General features: G+C 60.4%; 13 protein-coding genes. 8 read left to right on the forward strand and 5 right to left on the reverse strand.

The window, feature by feature from the left end:
- Positions 1-163: 163 nt before the first annotated feature.
- The 3 genes from ABM562_RS20380 to ABM562_RS20390 all read right to left on the reverse strand — a co-directional run bounded on the left by ABM562_RS20380 (position 164) and on the right by ABM562_RS20390 (position 3,630).
- A complete protein-coding gene (locus ABM562_RS20380) occupies positions 164-1,033 on the reverse strand; it encodes an AraC family transcriptional regulator (RefSeq protein ID WP_346617893.1) in 870 nt (289 codons plus the stop codon).
- A 148-nt stretch (positions 1,034-1,181) separates the two neighbouring features.
- On the reverse strand, positions 1,182-1,523 hold the full coding sequence (locus ABM562_RS20385) for a DUF6124 family protein (protein WP_460423118.1): 342 nt from the start codon (positions 1,521-1,523) through the stop codon (positions 1,182-1,184).
- Positions 1,524-1,968: 445 nt separating this feature from the next.
- Positions 1,969-3,630: a hypothetical protein gene (locus ABM562_RS20390; protein ID WP_460423119.1), complete on the reverse strand. Its 1,662-nt coding sequence runs from the start codon at positions 3,628-3,630 to the stop codon at positions 1,969-1,971.
- A gap of 721 nt (positions 3,631-4,351) precedes the next feature.
- Here ABM562_RS20390 and ABM562_RS20395 point away from each other — a divergent pair.
- Complete coding sequence (locus tag ABM562_RS20395) at positions 4,352-6,571, forward strand: TonB-dependent receptor (RefSeq protein ID WP_460423121.1); 2,220 nt, start codon at positions 4,352-4,354, stop codon at positions 6,569-6,571.
- Between the two features lie 139 nt (positions 6,572-6,710).
- Positions 6,711-7,064, forward strand: a complete 354-nt coding sequence (locus ABM562_RS20400; protein WP_115087311.1) for a DUF1428 domain-containing protein — start codon at positions 6,711-6,713, stop codon at positions 7,062-7,064.
- Positions 7,065-7,184: 120 nt separating this feature from the next.
- Here ABM562_RS20400 and ABM562_RS20405 read toward each other — a convergent pair whose 3' ends face one another.
- Complete coding sequence (locus ABM562_RS20405) at positions 7,185-8,810, reverse strand: methyl-accepting chemotaxis protein (RefSeq protein ID WP_460423123.1); 1,626 nt, start codon at positions 8,808-8,810, stop codon at positions 7,185-7,187.
- Between the two features lie 318 nt (positions 8,811-9,128).
- Between ABM562_RS20405 and ABM562_RS20410 the strand changes: the two genes are divergently transcribed.
- A complete protein-coding gene (locus tag ABM562_RS20410; RefSeq protein WP_134062291.1) occupies positions 9,129-9,998 on the forward strand; it encodes a follicular epithelium yolk protein subunit in 870 nt (289 codons plus the stop codon).
- A 46-nt stretch (positions 9,999-10,044) separates the two neighbouring features.
- Here ABM562_RS20410 and ABM562_RS20415 read toward each other — a convergent pair whose 3' ends face one another.
- Positions 10,045-10,956: an AraC family transcriptional regulator gene (locus ABM562_RS20415; RefSeq protein ID WP_115087305.1), complete on the reverse strand. Its 912-nt coding sequence runs from the start codon at positions 10,954-10,956 to the stop codon at positions 10,045-10,047.
- 107 nt (positions 10,957-11,063) lie between these two features.
- Between ABM562_RS20415 and ABM562_RS20420 the strand changes: the two genes are divergently transcribed.
- The 5 genes from ABM562_RS20420 to ABM562_RS20440 are packed head-to-tail and all read left to right on the forward strand — an operon-like array spanning position 11,064 to position 15,499.
- Positions 11,064-11,621, forward strand: coding sequence for a carboxymuconolactone decarboxylase family protein (locus ABM562_RS20420; protein ID WP_134062293.1), 558 nt, complete (start codon positions 11,064-11,066; stop codon positions 11,619-11,621).
- A gap of 51 nt (positions 11,622-11,672) precedes the next feature.
- Complete coding sequence (locus tag ABM562_RS20425; RefSeq protein WP_134062295.1) at positions 11,673-12,734, forward strand: acyl-CoA dehydrogenase family protein; 1,062 nt, start codon at positions 11,673-11,675, stop codon at positions 12,732-12,734.
- Positions 12,731-13,579, forward strand: a complete 849-nt coding sequence (locus tag ABM562_RS20430) for an ABC transporter ATP-binding protein (protein WP_115087299.1) — start codon at positions 12,731-12,733, stop codon at positions 13,577-13,579. The genes ABM562_RS20425 and ABM562_RS20430 overlap by 4 nt, the downstream gene beginning before the upstream one ends.
- Complete coding sequence (locus tag ABM562_RS20435; RefSeq protein ID WP_134062297.1) at positions 13,545-14,744, forward strand: ABC transporter substrate-binding protein; 1,200 nt, start codon at positions 13,545-13,547, stop codon at positions 14,742-14,744. The genes ABM562_RS20430 and ABM562_RS20435 overlap by 35 nt, the downstream gene beginning before the upstream one ends.
- Positions 14,744-15,499, forward strand: a complete 756-nt coding sequence (locus ABM562_RS20440; RefSeq protein ID WP_258579115.1) for an ABC transporter permease — start codon at positions 14,744-14,746, stop codon at positions 15,497-15,499. Before ABM562_RS20435 ends, ABM562_RS20440 begins: the two co-directional genes overlap by 1 nt.
- Positions 15,500-15,576: the final 77 nt, after the last annotated feature.

The raw sequence follows: 15,576 nt of genomic DNA on the forward strand, positions 1-15,576 counted from the left end.
AGCGATGAGGCCGGTACAGCCAGCACATCAGGTGGTGTCTGGATTGCGACCGCTTCGCGCTCGATCGCTGGCAAGGCCAGCTCCCACAGGTCCGGTGTACACAGATCCACTGTGGGAGCCGGACTTGCCGGCGATGGGCTACGCAGTAGCCCCAAGACGCCGACTACCGCAACGGCACATAAATATCCGTCTGCCACTGCTCCTGTGGCGTTTGCGGATAAGCACTCAGGTAATGAAAAAACAGTGGCTGATCGCGCAGCTCCTCGCCACTGTCCGGCAACCAGTCGCGATACAGCGGATAGATGGATTCACCAATATGGTCCGGCGAACCCACATGCCGCACCAGCGCATAACGCCCGCCAGCAATCAGCCGTTCGTGCACGCCGAATTCATTCGCCGCCACCGCCTCATCAATCTCACCACAAATGGCAAAACGAAAATCCTCCGCCGGCGTGGTGTCGGGGTTGCCATAGGGAATGCCAAAGGTACGGCTCGACGCCACCGGCGACTGCCCGCTGGCCATGCGCCAGGCGATGAACTGACTCACGCTCTCGTTGACCTGCGCGGCCGGCCCGCGGTGCTCCAGCGCCGCGACCCGGGTTTGAGCAAACTCCACAATACGAACCTGCATGATGACGCTCCTGGAAAAGTGAGGGATATCGAACACCGCATTCCAGGCCTGCCAGTCCGGCTGCCGGCGAAAGGCACTCGGCGACCTGCCCAGCGCCCGCCGAAACGCCCGGCTGAACGCCTCGGGGCTTTCGAAACCTGCCGCCAGGGCAGCCTCCAGCACCGAGTGATCGGCATTGGCAGCCAAACGATGCGCCGCCAGGCGCAAGCGCATCAACTGCACATAGCGCGAGACCGGCACCCCGACATACGCCGTGAACTGGCGATGAAAATGAAACACCGAAAAGTTCGCCACCTGGCTCAGGATTTTTACCGACAGATCACCTTCGAGGTTGGCGTCGATGTAGGCGAGCACAGCGCTGAAGCGCTGGGTGTAGGCGGCGTTGGGCGGCAGGTCGGGCACGGCTGGAGGCTCTTGGAAGTACGGTCGGCATAGAATCGACTATACCCGCGTGGCAGTGCCTAGCCGTGTTTGCTCAAAGTGTGTTTTTCACGGGGATGAGCATTCGCTCGATGGGCCGCGTCGGCGGCCCGGGTTTGGTCCTCGGCGTTTACTTGACCGAAGCTTGATCCAGCTGTTTAGCGCGCCGCTGCAAGGCTGCAGTCATGGCGTGGGCCTCGACTTCATCCAGGCAAGCCTCGACCAGCGCAATGCTCATTTCCAGCGAGTGCTGAGTGGCCCAGAGCAGACCGCGTACGTCAGGGTCGACCTTTTCACAGGCCTGGGCGTTGGTCTGGTAGGCGCTTTTGAGCAGAACGGTGGCATGCACCAGGGCGTCTTCGGCTGAAGCACCCGTGCGCACAGCGAACAGTGGAGCGTGGCTGCCGTTGCAGGAGCCGAAGGTGGTGGCGGTTTTGGTGACGAGGGGTGGATCGGGGACGGGCTTTGTCATTGTTGTGCTCCTTGATTGGTAAATCGGAGCCGCCACACAACGCTACCAAACGAAGGGTGGCGACTGTACGCAGGTTGGTAGACCGGGAATCAAGGAACCCGGCGCGCACGAAGGCGCCCCGCGCACAGCCGCCATAACTCGAAACAGCGGGCACAAAAAAAGCGCCAACTACTCGGATAGGACGCTTGTGCGCCTTGATTTTCAGCCGGGCTACCAAACCCGGTCGCTGGATTTACAGCGACGGAGTGAGGTTAGCGGGATTGAAGATGGTTTTCAAGGGGTGTTTTATGAGTAAGAAAATCACCATATGTCCCTAGTAGGACCTTAAATTTTATTGCTTCAGACCTTTCTTGATTTTGTGTCGTATAGGTTAATGATGTTGTTGGGATGTCATGATTTAATATTCATGACATCCCTAATAGGGGTTATGTGATTGGGTTATAGGCTAGGTTGGTGAGGTGATGAGAGCATTGAGTTCGTCTTTGTAAGACATTTTGGGGGAGTATAAGTTGTGAAAGGCTTTTCCGATGGCGCCAGAAAAAATAATAAGCTCAGGGTTATTGCTTCCGCCCATTAAGATATGGCTCATTGCAATGCCTGGATAGGGGTCGATGTAATATATCTCTCTGATTCCCAATTGGTAAGCTTTTTTTGAACATAGCTCGCAAGGGCTGGCAGTTGTAAAGAGTTTTCCATGTTCTACACCACGCCCGCCATATTTTGATATTTGAAGGAATGCATTTTCCTCTGCATGTAATGACCTGGTGTGGACTTGGTTTTTGTCGCCTGTCAATCCTCGGTATTCATCTTTAAAGCAGTAAGAGATGTTCCTGCCAGTTTCGGAGACCTTTAAGAATTGATCATTGTTTGCGCTAAAGTGTGCAATATATTCCGTGTTGGATTTTTCGTATTCAGAGTATGCGTTTTGGTCAAATCCATTGACTAAGTCAAATCTATTGCGGAGGCTGCACGGAACTTGGCCGTATGGAGTATCGTTCCAGCCAACGGCCTGAACTGAAAAGTTCACATCAGTTACGACTGCTCCAACTTGCCTGGAGATACATCCGGAGTTCAGTTTTGCGGTGTATGCGATTTGCATGCACCTTTCTAAAGGTGTAGGTGTGACTATTCCAGGTCGGATCATCAGCGTAACAAATGTAATGATTTGATCGGCTAGGCCATTGAAGTGCGAGACTGCATTGCCGGCGTCAGGGTTGCTAATATGTAGGTCTGCACGTTGCAAACAAGCTTGTATGTCCTGTTTGACATAGGTTTTTCGGTCGGTAGCTTTAAGGTCGCCATATTCTTCGGTGTCGATTTTTTCTATTTCTTTATCTATGTATCCGAGAGCGCGTAAGCGTCTTTTTCGCTGGTTATCATTGCATGAGACGGCTATTAGATAAAAAGATGAATACCGGTCTTGGAAGTAGATGGCCTCGTATGGGTTCCTGATTGCATCTATAACAATAAATGTTTTGTCTCCGGGGCTTCTAGCATCTCGAATTTCTTTTATGATTTTATTAATTCTGTCAGCCAAAGAAAAAAAGCTGCCGCTTTCGATTTTGCTAGAGTCGATTTTTCCTGAGTCACGCAAATTTTTCCCTAGAGTTTGAAATAAATTAACATAAACTGCGCTTCCTAAGGCTTTCTTGATTTCTGAGTTCTTTTCGGGAAGAAACTTTGTGTAAAAATACCGCTGTGCTTCAATGTCTTGTTTGCATAGTGGTTCGTCTCGGATTATTTTTAGGATCTGATTAATTTTTTCTTTTGTGTCAGCATCAATTCCTGGTGATCCTCCAATGAAAGTTGAAGATTTTTCAATGCTAAGCTCCGCAAGCATCAGCATCAAAATTGTGCTTGCTTGTATGGTTATGAACGGTGTCCAGTTCTTTTCAAAGCACTTAAATATGACTTTTTGCTTTCGTTCGATATTGCTTGAAGGGTTGTTTCCTGTGTAAAGAGAATGTTTTATGTCGACTCGGTTTTTGGATAGGATGTTTGCTACGGTGGAGCATCCACTTCCTGTTCGGCCGGTTAGTCCAATTACGATAAAGTCGTCATCATCACCATATATTTTTGAAATTGTACTATGGAAATAGTTGTTCATTGTTTCTTCTCTTCAGGTGGTCGGTGGTGTCGCTATGTGGTTTGAAATTGTTTTCGTTTTGCTTTTAGATGCAAGCATGGGCTCGGGTTGCACAGGGTTAGAGTTAGTGAGCTGTGCACGTTTGCATTGTTCATTCTTACTTTGTAATCAGGCGGTATAACTCTCGTTACTTAGGCAGTTGACTGCTGCGCAGTCAGGCTGCACTGAAATTGGATCCTACTTTTTGTGGTATTGAATTGCCATCACTCTTTCGGCGAATGCAGACGGACGGGTGAGGGCTCAGGGGGATTCCTGTGACAAATTGCTTCGGGTTAGCCGTTGCCATGTGTCAGACCTAGTTAGCATTCAGCTATGGAAATGACGTTGAGTGGTTTTGGCAAGGCTCTGCCTTGCATCGCTGGCAAGCCCAGCTCCCACAGGTGTGCTGGGACAGATAATTGAGCCTAGGGTTGGAGCGAGCGGTAGGCTGAGCTCTGAAGCTTGCATACAGTTAATCCGGTACTCCCCCTTGCGCTCGATCGCGGCTCAAGCCCGCTCCCACAGTGGACCTTGTAGCAAGTCAATTGCTGATCTCCCCGCAACGAATGCTGCGCCATTGCTGATCCCGCAACACTCGGCCACGAAATCAGTCAAAAAAACTATACAAATCAAATCACTACCCACCTGGCACAACCATTGCGAAGCCCCCCGTCTCTTTCCCCTTCGTGGAACATCGACGTTCATGACCGCTCCCTTCGCCCGCTTGCCCCTGTTACTAGCCATTGCCGCCGCTTTACCCACGCTACCCAGCTTCGCCGCCGACCCCACGCCCGCAGCCCTGCCGACCATCACCGTCACCGCGCAAAAGCGCGAAGAGTCGGTGCAGGATGTGCCCTCGGCCATCTCCGTGGTCAGCGCCAAGCAGATCGCCGACAGCGGTGGCGGCTTCAGTGCCGGCAAGGCCCTGCAGAACGTGCCCAACGCCATCGCCCCGGAGTTCGCCGGGCACCAGCGGCCGCGCTGGTACATTCGTGGCATGGGCTCGGGGGACATGGCGTCGACCACGGTTTACCCGGTGGGCATCTACACCGATGACGTGTACATCGACCCCCACGTGGCTACCGGTTTTCCGCTCTATGACATGGAGCGCGTCGAGGTGCTGCGCGGGCCGCAGGGCACGCTGTGGGGCAAGAACACCACGGGCGGGGCGATCAACTTCGTTTCGCGCAAGCCGGATTTCGAGAAAGCCAACGGTTACTTCAAACTCGACCTGGGCAACTACAATTCGCGCCTGTACGAAGGCGCCTATGGCGATACGCTGATCGACAACAAGCTGGCCGCACGGGTGGCGTTTGTCGACCAGAGCGCCGATGGCCAACTGGAGAACCAGGTCGATGGCCATACCGTTGGCGACATCCACGACCAGGCCCTGCGCCTGCAATTGCTGGCGCAGATCAACGATGACCTGCAGGCCACCCTGCAACTGCATGGCCGTGACTACAAAGGGCAGGGCATTGCCACCCGCGCCTGGGGTTCGGGGCCGGGGGGCAATACGCTGTTCGGCCCGGCGCCGAAGCCGGGTACCGACGAGGCCGCCTTTACCGGTAAAGCCGAAGACCGCATCGAGCACAACGGTGTGCAGTTGGCACTGAAGTGGGATCTGGGCGACCTGCAACTGGACTCGATCACCGCCTTCGACGATATCCACGAAAAAGCCGAAAGCCCGAACATGAGCCTCTACGAATTCGGCCGTGGCTTTAACGATGACCGCTGGAAGCAGGTGTCCCAGGAGCTGCGCTTGTCTTCGGCGAAAAACCAGCCAATCAGCTGGATCGTCGGCACCCACCTGTTCCATGAACAGCTCGACAGCCGCAACGACAACGGGCTGTTGCCCAAGCCCTACAACCAGGCCTTTGGCGTGGCTGACTATGGCCGTACCGATATCGACCAGAGCACCGACAGCTTCGCGGTGTTCGGCAGCAGCACCTGGCAGGCCACCGACAACCTGAGCCTCACCGCCGGCCTGCGCTGGACCCGCGAAACCAAGGACATCGACCTGCACCGCGTAGCCGCACCAGATGCCGATGCGGTCAGCTACAACAGCGAGCGCGACTGGTGGAAAAACTACACCGGCGACCTGGTGACCCGCGTCGAGCAGGATGAAAAACGCACCTGGAACAAGCTCACCTACGACTTCACCCCCGAGTACCAGCTCAACGACAACGCGCGGGTGTATTTCCGTTATGCCAAGGGTTTTCGTTCCGGTGGTTTCAGCGGCGGTGCGCAGGTGCAGGCGGAGGCCTCGGTGGTGGCGCCGGAGAACGTCGATGCCTATGAACTGGGGGTCAAGAGCGAGTGGTTCGACGAACGCCTGATCGCCAATGCCAACGTGTTCTACTACGACTACTCGGACATCCAGGTCAACGCCGTGTCGGTGCGTGACGGCCAGGTGGTGTCGCTGCTGACCAACAGCGGCCAGGGGGTGATTCGCGGCGCGGAGTTCGAGCTGCAGGCGTTGCCGTTCAGCAACCTGGAGCTGCATGGCTCGCTGGGCTTGCTGCATACAGAGTTGCAGGATTTCGAGTCGGGCGGGGTGGATTATTCGGGTAACCGCATTGCCCGCTCGCCGTCGCGGACCCTGGCGGTGGGCGGCAGTTACCGGATACCGCTGGAGAATGGTGATGAAGTGCGCTTGGGCACCGACTGGCGCTATCAGAGCCGGATCTTCTTCCTGCCGACGGCGCAGCAGGATCACAGCGTTTCCCAAGGCGGCTATACCTTGGGCAATGCCAGTGCGACCTATCATCTGGGCGGGCGCTATGACCTGGATCTGACGGCGTATGTGAACAACCTGACCGACAAGCAGTACAAGACCGACAGCGTGCCGTTGCCGTTCGATATTGCCTGGGATGCGCGCGGGGATCGGCGTACCTTCGGGGTGAGTGCGACTACGCGGTTTTGAGCCGGGGCTGCCGGCCTCATCGCTGGCAAGCCAGCTCCCACAGGGTGCGATGACCATCGGTCGGGCTTGCGTGCAAGCCTGTCGATCCACCCCCGGCCCAATCGACCATCCTGCACACACCACGTGCAGGAGTTCCCCCATGTCTTATGTAGATGGTTTCGTTCTCGCAGTCCCCACCGCCAACCGCGACGCTTTCAAGCAACACGCCGAAGAGGCCGCCGTGGTGTTCAAGGAATGCGGCGCCCTGAAGGTCGTCGAGTGCTGGGGCGATGATGTGCCGGACGGCAAGATCACCTCGTTCCCCATGGCCGTGAAGCTCAAGGATGACGAGACGGTGGTGTTCTCCTGGATCCTCTGGCCGTCACGCGAGGTGCGCGATGCCGGGATGCAGAAAATGATGGAAGACCCGCGCTTGCAGCCGGACCAGAATCCGATGCCGTTTGATGGCATGCGGCTGATTTTTGGCGGGTTCAGGATTCTGGTGGAAGCTTGAGGTTTTTGGGCTGCTTTGCAGCCCATCGCCGGCAAGGCCAGCTCCCACAGGGAACTGTGAACGCTGACCCTGTGGGAGCTGGCTTGCCAGCGATGCAAGGCAAAGCCTTGCTGCTTTTGATTACACCCTGAACCGCGCCACCAGCGCCGTCAGCTGCCCGGCCAGCCCCGCCAACGCCTGGCTGGCCTCGCGGGTTTCCCGGGCCCCGGCCGCCGAGCGAGTCGACAGTTCGCGAATGTTCAGCAGATTACGATCCACCTCCCGCGCCACCTGCGCCTGCTCCTCCGCAGCGCTGGCAATTACCAGGTTGCGCTCGTTGATCTCGCCGATCGCGCTGTAGATCCCCTCCAGCACCTGCCCCGACGCCTGGGTAATGCCCAGGGTCGACTGCGCCCGCTGGGTGCTGGCGTGCATCGATGCCACCGCCGCCTCAGTACCATGCTGCACGCGGCCGATCATCTGCTCGATTTCCTGGGTCGATTGCTGGGTGCGGTAGGCGAGGGTGCGTACCTCGTCGGCGACCACGGCAAAGCCACGCCCGGCTTCACCGGCACGGGCCGCTTCGATGGCGGCATTCAGCGCCAGCAGGTTGGTCTGTTCCGATACCGAGCGGATCACTTCCAGCACCTGGCCGATGTCGCGAATCTGCCCGGCCAGTTGTTCCAGGTGCTCGCTGCTGGTCTGCACTTCACGGGCCATGGCCTGGGTACCGTCGAGGTTGTCGCTGACCTGGCGGCGGCTCTGTTCGGCCAGTTCGTTGGAGGCGCTGGCCGCTTGCGAGGTGGACACCGCATTGCGCGCCACTTCTTCCACGGCGGTGGTCATTTCGGTGACGGCGGTGGCGGCCTGTTCCAGCTCCTGGTCTTGCTGGCGCAAGCTGTGGGAACTCTGTTCGGTAATGCCGTTGAGCGCCCCGGCGGCCTCGGCCAGTTGCGTCGCGCAGCCGGTGATTTGCCCCAGGGTGTCGCGCTGGCTGTGCTGCATGCGCTGCAGTTCGCTGAACAGCTGGCCGATCTCGTTGCTGCTGTGCACCGCTACCGGCACGCTCAAGTCGCCGCCGGCGATGCGCTGGAAGTGCTGACCGGCGTCACGCAGCGGGCGCAGCACGCGCTGGGCGATAAAGCTCCAGCAAAGGGCGGCCAGCAGCAAGGTCAGCAGCCCCAGCGCCACGCTCAGCAGCTGGGCACTGCTCAGGCGCCGGTCAGATTCGAGCATGATCTGCTGGCTGCGCTCGTTCAGCGCCGCCACCAGTTTTTGCCGCAGCGCCTGCAGGCGGCCCATGGCGTTGCCTGCGTCGGTGTTGACCCTGAAGTAGTGCTGCAAGTCGTTGTGCCGGGTGGCTTCACGTTGCCCGGCCACGGCCTTGGCGTAGTCGGCGAAGGTGCTTTGCAGCTCCACGGCGAGGGCTTTGTATGTCGGCTCCTGGGCATTGCTGACCAGCGCATTGATCAGCTGCGCGCTGTTGCCCAGCAGTTCTTCCGAGAGCTTCAGGCGTTTGTTGGCGCTCTCGCTGTGGCCACCGGTCTGTTCGATAAAGCCCGAGGAGACGTTGGCGCTGGCGCGGATCGCCATCAGCAGCGCGTTGTTCAGGCGGTCCGACTGGTGCGCGGTCTGGTCCAGCTCGGTGATCTGCTGGTCGCTGCCCACCGCCGCGCGCCAGGCGCTGACGGTGGAGAACAGCAAGGTCAGGCTGAACAGCGACAGCACCCAGAACATACCGGTGCGGATTTTCAGGTCGGCGAACATGCGGGCAGTACTCCTCGAGTTGTTATCAGCGCCACTCTTTGCCGCTGGAGCGGCGGTGGGTGGTCTGCTATCGGAGTAATGGCAGGCGGACTTGAGGGGGCAGGGGCGGCTTGTGTTCGATTACCGAACGGTGATTTCGTCGGCGGCGGCTTATCGGCCAGCGCAGATAATTCGCTACATCAGCGCAATTGCTTATGAACAATGGGTACTGGCTGTGTGCCACCCCTGGGCTAGCGTTAGGGCTTCGGCGGCATGTCGTCGCCGAAGGCTGGAAGTTGAACGACTTTCTGCTCTCCCTCATTCAACAAGGATGTCGTCATGGCTATTAGTATCGCGATCAATGCTGGGCAATCTTCATCCGCGTCAACCGTCATTGCCACGGGCACGGTCCAGAACGTTATCACCGACACCGAGCGAACCTTGTTCAACATCCAGGATGGGTCGTTGAAAGCGGCGGTGTCTGCCTATTTTGGCCGCTCGCCCAATGACGCTTACGTTTGCAGCCCCACGCCCTGGGGTGATCTGTACCAGACCTACAACTGGCCGCAGGTACAAGCCACGCTGTCGGTGGTGAGCGCAAGGATTGTCTCGGAAACCTCGAACCCGATTGCCCTCAATACCAATACTTTCACCAACCACTCCTCGGTGCCGGCGGAGTTCAACTGCGGGGTCACCCAGGAGGTGACGGTCACCGCGGAAAGCAACTGGTCGAGCTCGTCGGAAGTCGGCATCAGCCAGACGATTTCCTACGGGATCTCGTTCCTCGGCGCCGGCGCCCAGGGCGAAACCGCCTTGAGTTTCACCCAGACCTGGGAGCAGGGCGGTTCGCAAAGTGAGTCGGTAACCCTGGGTTCGAGCGCCGGAGTGACCCTGACCTTGCAACCCGGGCAGACCGTAGAGGCGATACTGTCGGCCAGCAAGGGGGTACTGACGGTAGAAGTTGAGTATCAAATAACCCTGGCGGGGGTAACGGCGGTCAATTACAACCCGACGTATCAGGGGCATCACTTCTGGGCACTGGATATCAACAACGTCATGAGTGCCGGCAAACTGTCGAATGTCATCACCAGCAAAGAAACCATCGTGATCGACTACTTCACCAATACCACGATCACCGTGCAGGACCCTGAAAGCCAGGATGTCATCCGCACCCTCGTCACCTCGGCCAGGCCGGGCATCAGTTCATAACGCAAGCAAGGGGTGCAGGCAGTGCGCTGCACCCCTTTCAACACGTTCAGCGCCCTTCATGCTGACGCCGATACGCCCCCGGCTGCACCCCGACGGCCTTGCTGAAGGCGCGGGTGAAGGCAGCAATCGACTGATACCCCACCGCCGCGCACACCTGCTCGACGGTGTTGTTGGCCTTGAGCAACTGGCAGGCATGGCGCATGCGCAGGGCCAGCAGCACCTGCCCGGGTGATTGCCCGGCAAGCTCACTGAAACGCTTGAAGAACGCCGAACGCGACAGCCCCGTGCAGGCCGCCATGCTCTCCAGCGACCAGGGCTGGTCTGGATGTTCGATCAACTGCTCGAGCAGGCTGGCAAAGTTGGCGTGGCGCGCCAGCGCGACCAGGCCGCTGATGCCCTGATCGTCACTGACCCGCTGGCGCAGTACATACAAGAACAGCAGATGGCTCAGGCGTTCGAGCAAGGCCGAGGAGGGCGCGGGCAGGCGTTGGCATTCGGCCAGGATCAGCTCGAACAACGCCCGCGCCGCACTCAGCGCCGGGTCGCCGGCACGCAGGATGATCCAGTCGTCGAGGCCTTCGATGATCAGCGACGACAGGCCCGGCTGAAAATGAAAGAACCCGCACACCAGGCCCACGCCGTCGGTGGCGTCACTGTCCAGCGGCTGCATGGCCTGGCGCGGCTGCTGTTGCGCCAGCTCGCAATCCGCAACATTGGACAGCCGATAGTTGAAGTCGCGCAGCAGGAACACCGCATCGCCGGCTTGCAGGCAAATGGCCTCGGCCTGGCCGTCGATATGCAGCCAGCAATGACCCTGGACGATCAGGTGGAAACTGGCCCGCGCCAGGCCGTGGGTGCTGGCGTGCCAGCCGCCGCAATAGCGCCCGACATGGAACAGGCTGGCGTCTAGCTCAAGGCTTTCTAATAACCAATCGACTACGGGGCTGGACGAAATCATCTAATGAAAAGACTCAGGAGCAAGTAATAGCGACTGCAGAATATGGCAGGTAATTCTTATAACCAACAGACTTGTCGCACACCCCCAGTCTGCAGGAGTCCACTCCAATGTCGCGCGTCACTGTCCATACACTGCAAAGCGCCCCTGAGGCCGCCCGTCCTTACCTGGAGAACGCCCAGAAGGCCTCGGGCTTCATCCCCAACCTGCTCGGCGTGCTGGCCAACGCCCCGGCGGCGCTGGAAACCTACGTCACTGTGTCTGCACTCAACGGCAAGGCCGAGCTGAGCCTGGCCGAGCGTGAAGTGGTGCAACTGGTGGCCGCCACCCACCACGGCTGCGACTTCTGCGTGGCCGGCCACACCGCCGTGGCGCTGAACAAGGCCAAGCTGGGGCAAGAGGTGGTCGATGCCCTGCGCGCCAAGGGCGAGTTGCCGCAAGACAAGCTTGAAGCGCTGGCGGCGTTTACCCGCGAAGTGATCGCCACCCGCGGCAATGTCAGTGAGGCGGGTTATGGCGCGTTCCGCGAAGCGGGCTACAGCGAAGGCAATGCCCTGGAGGTGATCCTCGGCGTCAGCCTGGCAACCCTGTGCAACTTTGCTAATGTGTTCGCCCAGACGCCGCTCAATGACGAGCTGAGCAAGTACCGCTGGCAGCCTTCGGCATAACGAACCCTCGGCGCCAGCGCAGGCTGGCGCATTTTTAAAGGAGTAAACGCTATGCTCGATCCCGCATTGGTCGCGTGGCTGGATGCCCAGGCCGAAGCCCTCGACCAGGGCCACGGCGACCCGCAGGCGGTGCTGGGGCAACTGGCAGCGGCGCAGGTGCTGCGCGTCGGTATCGACGAAGCCCTGGGCGGCAGCGGCGGCACGGTCGCCGACGCGGTAGAGACGGTCGCCAACGTTGCCAGCCATTCCCTGGCGGCGGCCTTCGTGTTCTGGGGCCAGCGCGCTTTTATCGAATACCTGCTGCACAGCCCCAACGGCGGGCTGCGCGAGCGTCTGTTACCCGACCTGCTCAGCGGCCAGCTGGCCGGTGCCACCGGGCTGTCCAACGCCATGAAGTACCTCTCGGGTATCGAAGCGCTGCAGGTCAAGGGCCTGCGTGACGACCGGGGCTGGACCCTGGCCGGGCGTCTGCACTGGGTGACCAACCTGCGCAAGGGCGGTTTCGTGGTGGCGGCGGCGATTGAAGAGGAGGGCGCCTCGCCATTCGTACTGGCCATTCCGGACAACGCTGCCGGGCTGACCCGCTCCGACGACCTGCAACTGCTGGGCCTGCAATCGAGCAACACCGCCGCCTTGGGTTTCGAGCAGGTGCCGATCAGCCGCGACTGGCTGCTGCACGAGAACGCCAAGCAGTTTCTGCCGGCGGTGCGCCCGTCATTCCTGGGCCTGCAATGCGGCATGTCGATTGGTCTGGCGCGGCGCTCGCTGAGCGAAGTGGAAGGGCACCTGCAGGGCATGCGCCCGTTCCTTGGCGAGGCGCTGCAGGTGTTGCACGAGCGCTTGGAAAACACCGTGGGCGAGTTGAAAAAGGGCCTGCTCGATGGTCGTTTCCTGGCCCAGCCCGCGGCCCTGTTCAAGCTGCGCATCACCTTGGCCGAAACCGCTGCCGACGCCGTGCAGCTCGAGTTGCAGGCCAGCGGCGGCAAGGCTTATCTCACCGCTTACGGCGCCGGTTTCGCCCGTCGCTGGCGCGAGTCGGCCTTTGTGCCGATCGTTACCCCGAGCCTGGTGCAACTGCGCGCCGAGCTGCAACGCCAGGCGCCGTCAGCATGACCGAGGTGTTACTCGAAGCCCGTGGCATCAGCCTTGGCTACCCGCGTGAACAAGGCTGGCAAAGCGTGCTGGAAAACTTCGACCTGCAACTGGCGCCGGGTGAAGTGATCACCATTCTCGGCCCCAGTGGTGTCGGCAAGTCCAGCCTGTTACGGGTGCTGGCCGGCTTGCAGCAGGCCCGCGCGGGCAGCGTCAGCTTGCTCGGCGAGCCGCTGCAGGGCCCGCACCCGCGCCTGGCGGTGGCCTTCCAGGACCCCAGCCTGCTGCCCTGGCTGAGCCTGGAAAGCAACGTCGCCTTCGGTCTGGATTTCGCCCGCCAGCCCACGCTTGCCGCCAGCGAACGGCGTGCACGCATCGACCACGCCATCGAGGCGGTCGGCCTGCAGCACGCTCGCGAGCAGTACCCGGCGCAGCTTTCCGGCGGCATGGCCCAGCGTACTGCGCTGGCTCGCTGCCTGGCGCGCCAGCCACAAGTGCTGTTGCTCGATGAACCCTTCGGCGCCCTGGATGAAGTGACCCGCGCCGACATGCAGCAACTGCTGCTGCAACTGATTGCCCGGCACAACACCGCGGCCGTCCTGATTACTCACGATATCGACGAAGCCCTGCTGTTGTCTGATCGCGTGCTACTACTGGGCAACCACCCGGCGCGCACCCTTGGTCAATGGCACATCGACCTGCCGCAACCACGCGAGCAGCGGGTCGAGGAACTGGGCGCGCTGCGCATCGACATACTCAAAACCCTTCGGCGGGCCAGCCGCACACCCGAACCTTCTTCTGAACCTATGCCGCTGCCGTCGGAGACTGCCCATGTGCCTGGACGACTTCACCCACACTCGTCGTGACTTCATCAAACTCAGCGCCTTGCTCACCGCCGGCGGCGCCATGCCGCTGCTCAGCAGCCTGCAGGCCCGGGCGGCCAGCGACCCGGATGCGCCGGTGCGCATCGGCTACCTGCCGATCACCGACGCCACGCCGCTGCTGGTGGCGCACAACAATGGCCTGTTCGAGGCTGAAGGGGTAAAGGCCGAGCGGCCGGTGCTGTTGCGCAGTTGGGCGCAGGTGATCGAGGCGTTCATCTCCGGGCAGGTCAACGTCATTCACCTGCTGTCGCCGATGACCGTATGGGCGCGCTACGCCAGCAAGGTGCCGGCCAAGGTGGTGGCCTGGAACCACGTCGGCGGCTCGGGCCTGACCGTGGCCCCGGGGATTACCGAAGTCACGCAATTGGGCGGGCAGACCGTGGCCATTCCGTTCTGGTACTCGATCCATAACGTGGTGGTGCAGCAGCTGTTCCGCGACCACGGCCTGACCCCGGTGTCCAAAGCCGCCACTGCCCAGCTGGCGGCCAACGAGGTCAACCTGGTGGTGCTGCCGCCGTCGGACATGCCGCCGGCGCTCGCCAGCAAGCGCATTGCCGGCTACATCGTTGCCGAGCCGTTCAACGCCTTGGCCGAAGACCTCAAGGTTGGCCGCGTGCAGCGCTTTACCGGCGACATCTGGCGCAACCATGCCTGCTGCGTGGTGTTCATGCACGAACATGACCTGAACAACCGCCCCGAGTGGTCGCAGAAGGTGGTCAATGCGATCGTCAAGGCCCAGCTATGGACCCGCGACCACCGTGCCGAAGCCGCCGCACTGCTGTCCAGGAGCGGGCCGAACAAGTACACCCCGCACACCCCGCAGGTGCTTAGCCAGGTGCTGGCGCCGACAGCAGCGGCCCGTGACGCCTACATCGCCAGCGGTGCGATCCAGCATGCGCAGTGGGACGAGAAACGCATCGACTTCCAGCCGTATCCATTCCCCAGCTACACCGAAGAACTGGTGCGCCGCCTGCAGAACACCCTGATCGAAGGCGACAAGGGCTTCCTCGCCGGCCTCGACCCGCAACAAACCGCCCGCGACCTGGTCGACGACCGCTTCGTCCGCAACAGCATCGCCGCCGTCGGCGGGCTCAAGGCCTTCGGCTTGCCCGAGAGCTTCGAGCGTAGCGAGGAGTTCGCGATCTGATGGGCAAGCATGCAATCCATGGCGCCCTGGGCGTTGCCGGCCTGTTCGGCTTGATATTGCTCTGGTGGCTGGGCGTGCACCTGTTTGGCGAGGCCGATGGCCTGTCGGCGCGTTTTTCACCGCAGGCGACGCTCGGCAGCCTGATCGAGCTGCTGGGCCAGGCCGAGGTGTACGAGCACATCTGGGTCAGCCTCAAGCGCATCCTTATCGGTTTGGTGCTGGCCTTGCTGATCGGCGTGCCATTGGGCTTGCTGGTGGGCAGTTATCGCCACCTTGAAGCGGCAACCACCCCGGCGTTCCAGTTTTTGCGGATGATCTCGCCGCTGTCGTGGATGCCGGTGGTGGTGATGCTGATGGGGGTAGGCGATCAGCCGATCTACTTCCTCCTGGCCTTTGCCGCGCTGTGGCCGATCCTGCTCAACACCGCAGCGGGGGTGCGTCAGCTCGACCCGCGCTGGTTGCAACTGAGCCGCAGCCTGAGTGCGACGCGCTGGGAGACCCTGTGCAAGGTGATCATCCCCGGCGTGCTTGGCCATGTGCTGACCGGCGTGCGCCTGGCCATTGGCATCTTGTGGATCGTGCTGGTGCCGTGCGAGATGCTTGGGGTGAGTGCCGGGCTGGGCTACTTCATCCTCGATACCCGTGATCGGCTGGCGTATTCGGAGCTGATGGCGATGGTGCTGCTGATCGGGGTGCTGGGCTTTATGCTCGATGCGTTGGCGCGGGGGCTGCATCGGCGTTGGGTGCATGCCTGACCGAGGAGGCAGGAGCGGGCTTGCCCCGCGATGCGGACGGCGCAATTTTGAAAGCTCAGGTGCAGCACCGAACTCAG

This window comes from Pseudomonas sp. ZL2, assembly GCF_054788455.1.

Excerpts from the sequence above, each read along its gene's own strand:
- ABM562_RS20385 (WP_460423118.1), bottom strand. The coding sequence starts at position 1,523 with ATGACAAAGCCCGTCCCCGATCCACCCCTCGTCACCAAAACCGCCACC.
- ABM562_RS20390 (WP_460423119.1), bottom strand. The coding sequence starts at position 3,630 with ATGAACAACTATTTCCATAGTACAATTTCAAAAATATATGGTGATGAT.
- ABM562_RS20395 (WP_460423121.1), top strand. The coding sequence starts at position 4,352 with ATGACCGCTCCCTTCGCCCGCTTGCCCCTGTTACTAGCCATTGCCGCC.
- ABM562_RS20400 (WP_115087311.1), top strand. The coding sequence starts at position 6,711 with ATGTCTTATGTAGATGGTTTCGTTCTCGCAGTCCCCACCGCCAACCGC.
- ABM562_RS20405 (WP_460423123.1), bottom strand. The coding sequence starts at position 8,810 with ATGTTCGCCGACCTGAAAATCCGCACCGGTATGTTCTGGGTGCTGTCG.
- ABM562_RS20410 (WP_134062291.1), top strand. The coding sequence starts at position 9,129 with ATGGCTATTAGTATCGCGATCAATGCTGGGCAATCTTCATCCGCGTCA.
- ABM562_RS20415 (WP_115087305.1), bottom strand. The coding sequence starts at position 10,956 with ATGATTTCGTCCAGCCCCGTAGTCGATTGGTTATTAGAAAGCCTTGAG.
- ABM562_RS20420 (WP_134062293.1), top strand. The coding sequence starts at position 11,064 with ATGTCGCGCGTCACTGTCCATACACTGCAAAGCGCCCCTGAGGCCGCC.
- ABM562_RS20425 (WP_134062295.1), top strand. The coding sequence starts at position 11,673 with ATGCTCGATCCCGCATTGGTCGCGTGGCTGGATGCCCAGGCCGAAGCC.
- ABM562_RS20430 (WP_115087299.1), top strand. The coding sequence starts at position 12,731 with ATGACCGAGGTGTTACTCGAAGCCCGTGGCATCAGCCTTGGCTACCCG.
- ABM562_RS20435 (WP_134062297.1), top strand. The coding sequence starts at position 13,545 with ATGTGCCTGGACGACTTCACCCACACTCGTCGTGACTTCATCAAACTC.
- ABM562_RS20440 (WP_258579115.1), top strand. The coding sequence starts at position 14,744 with ATGGGCAAGCATGCAATCCATGGCGCCCTGGGCGTTGCCGGCCTGTTC.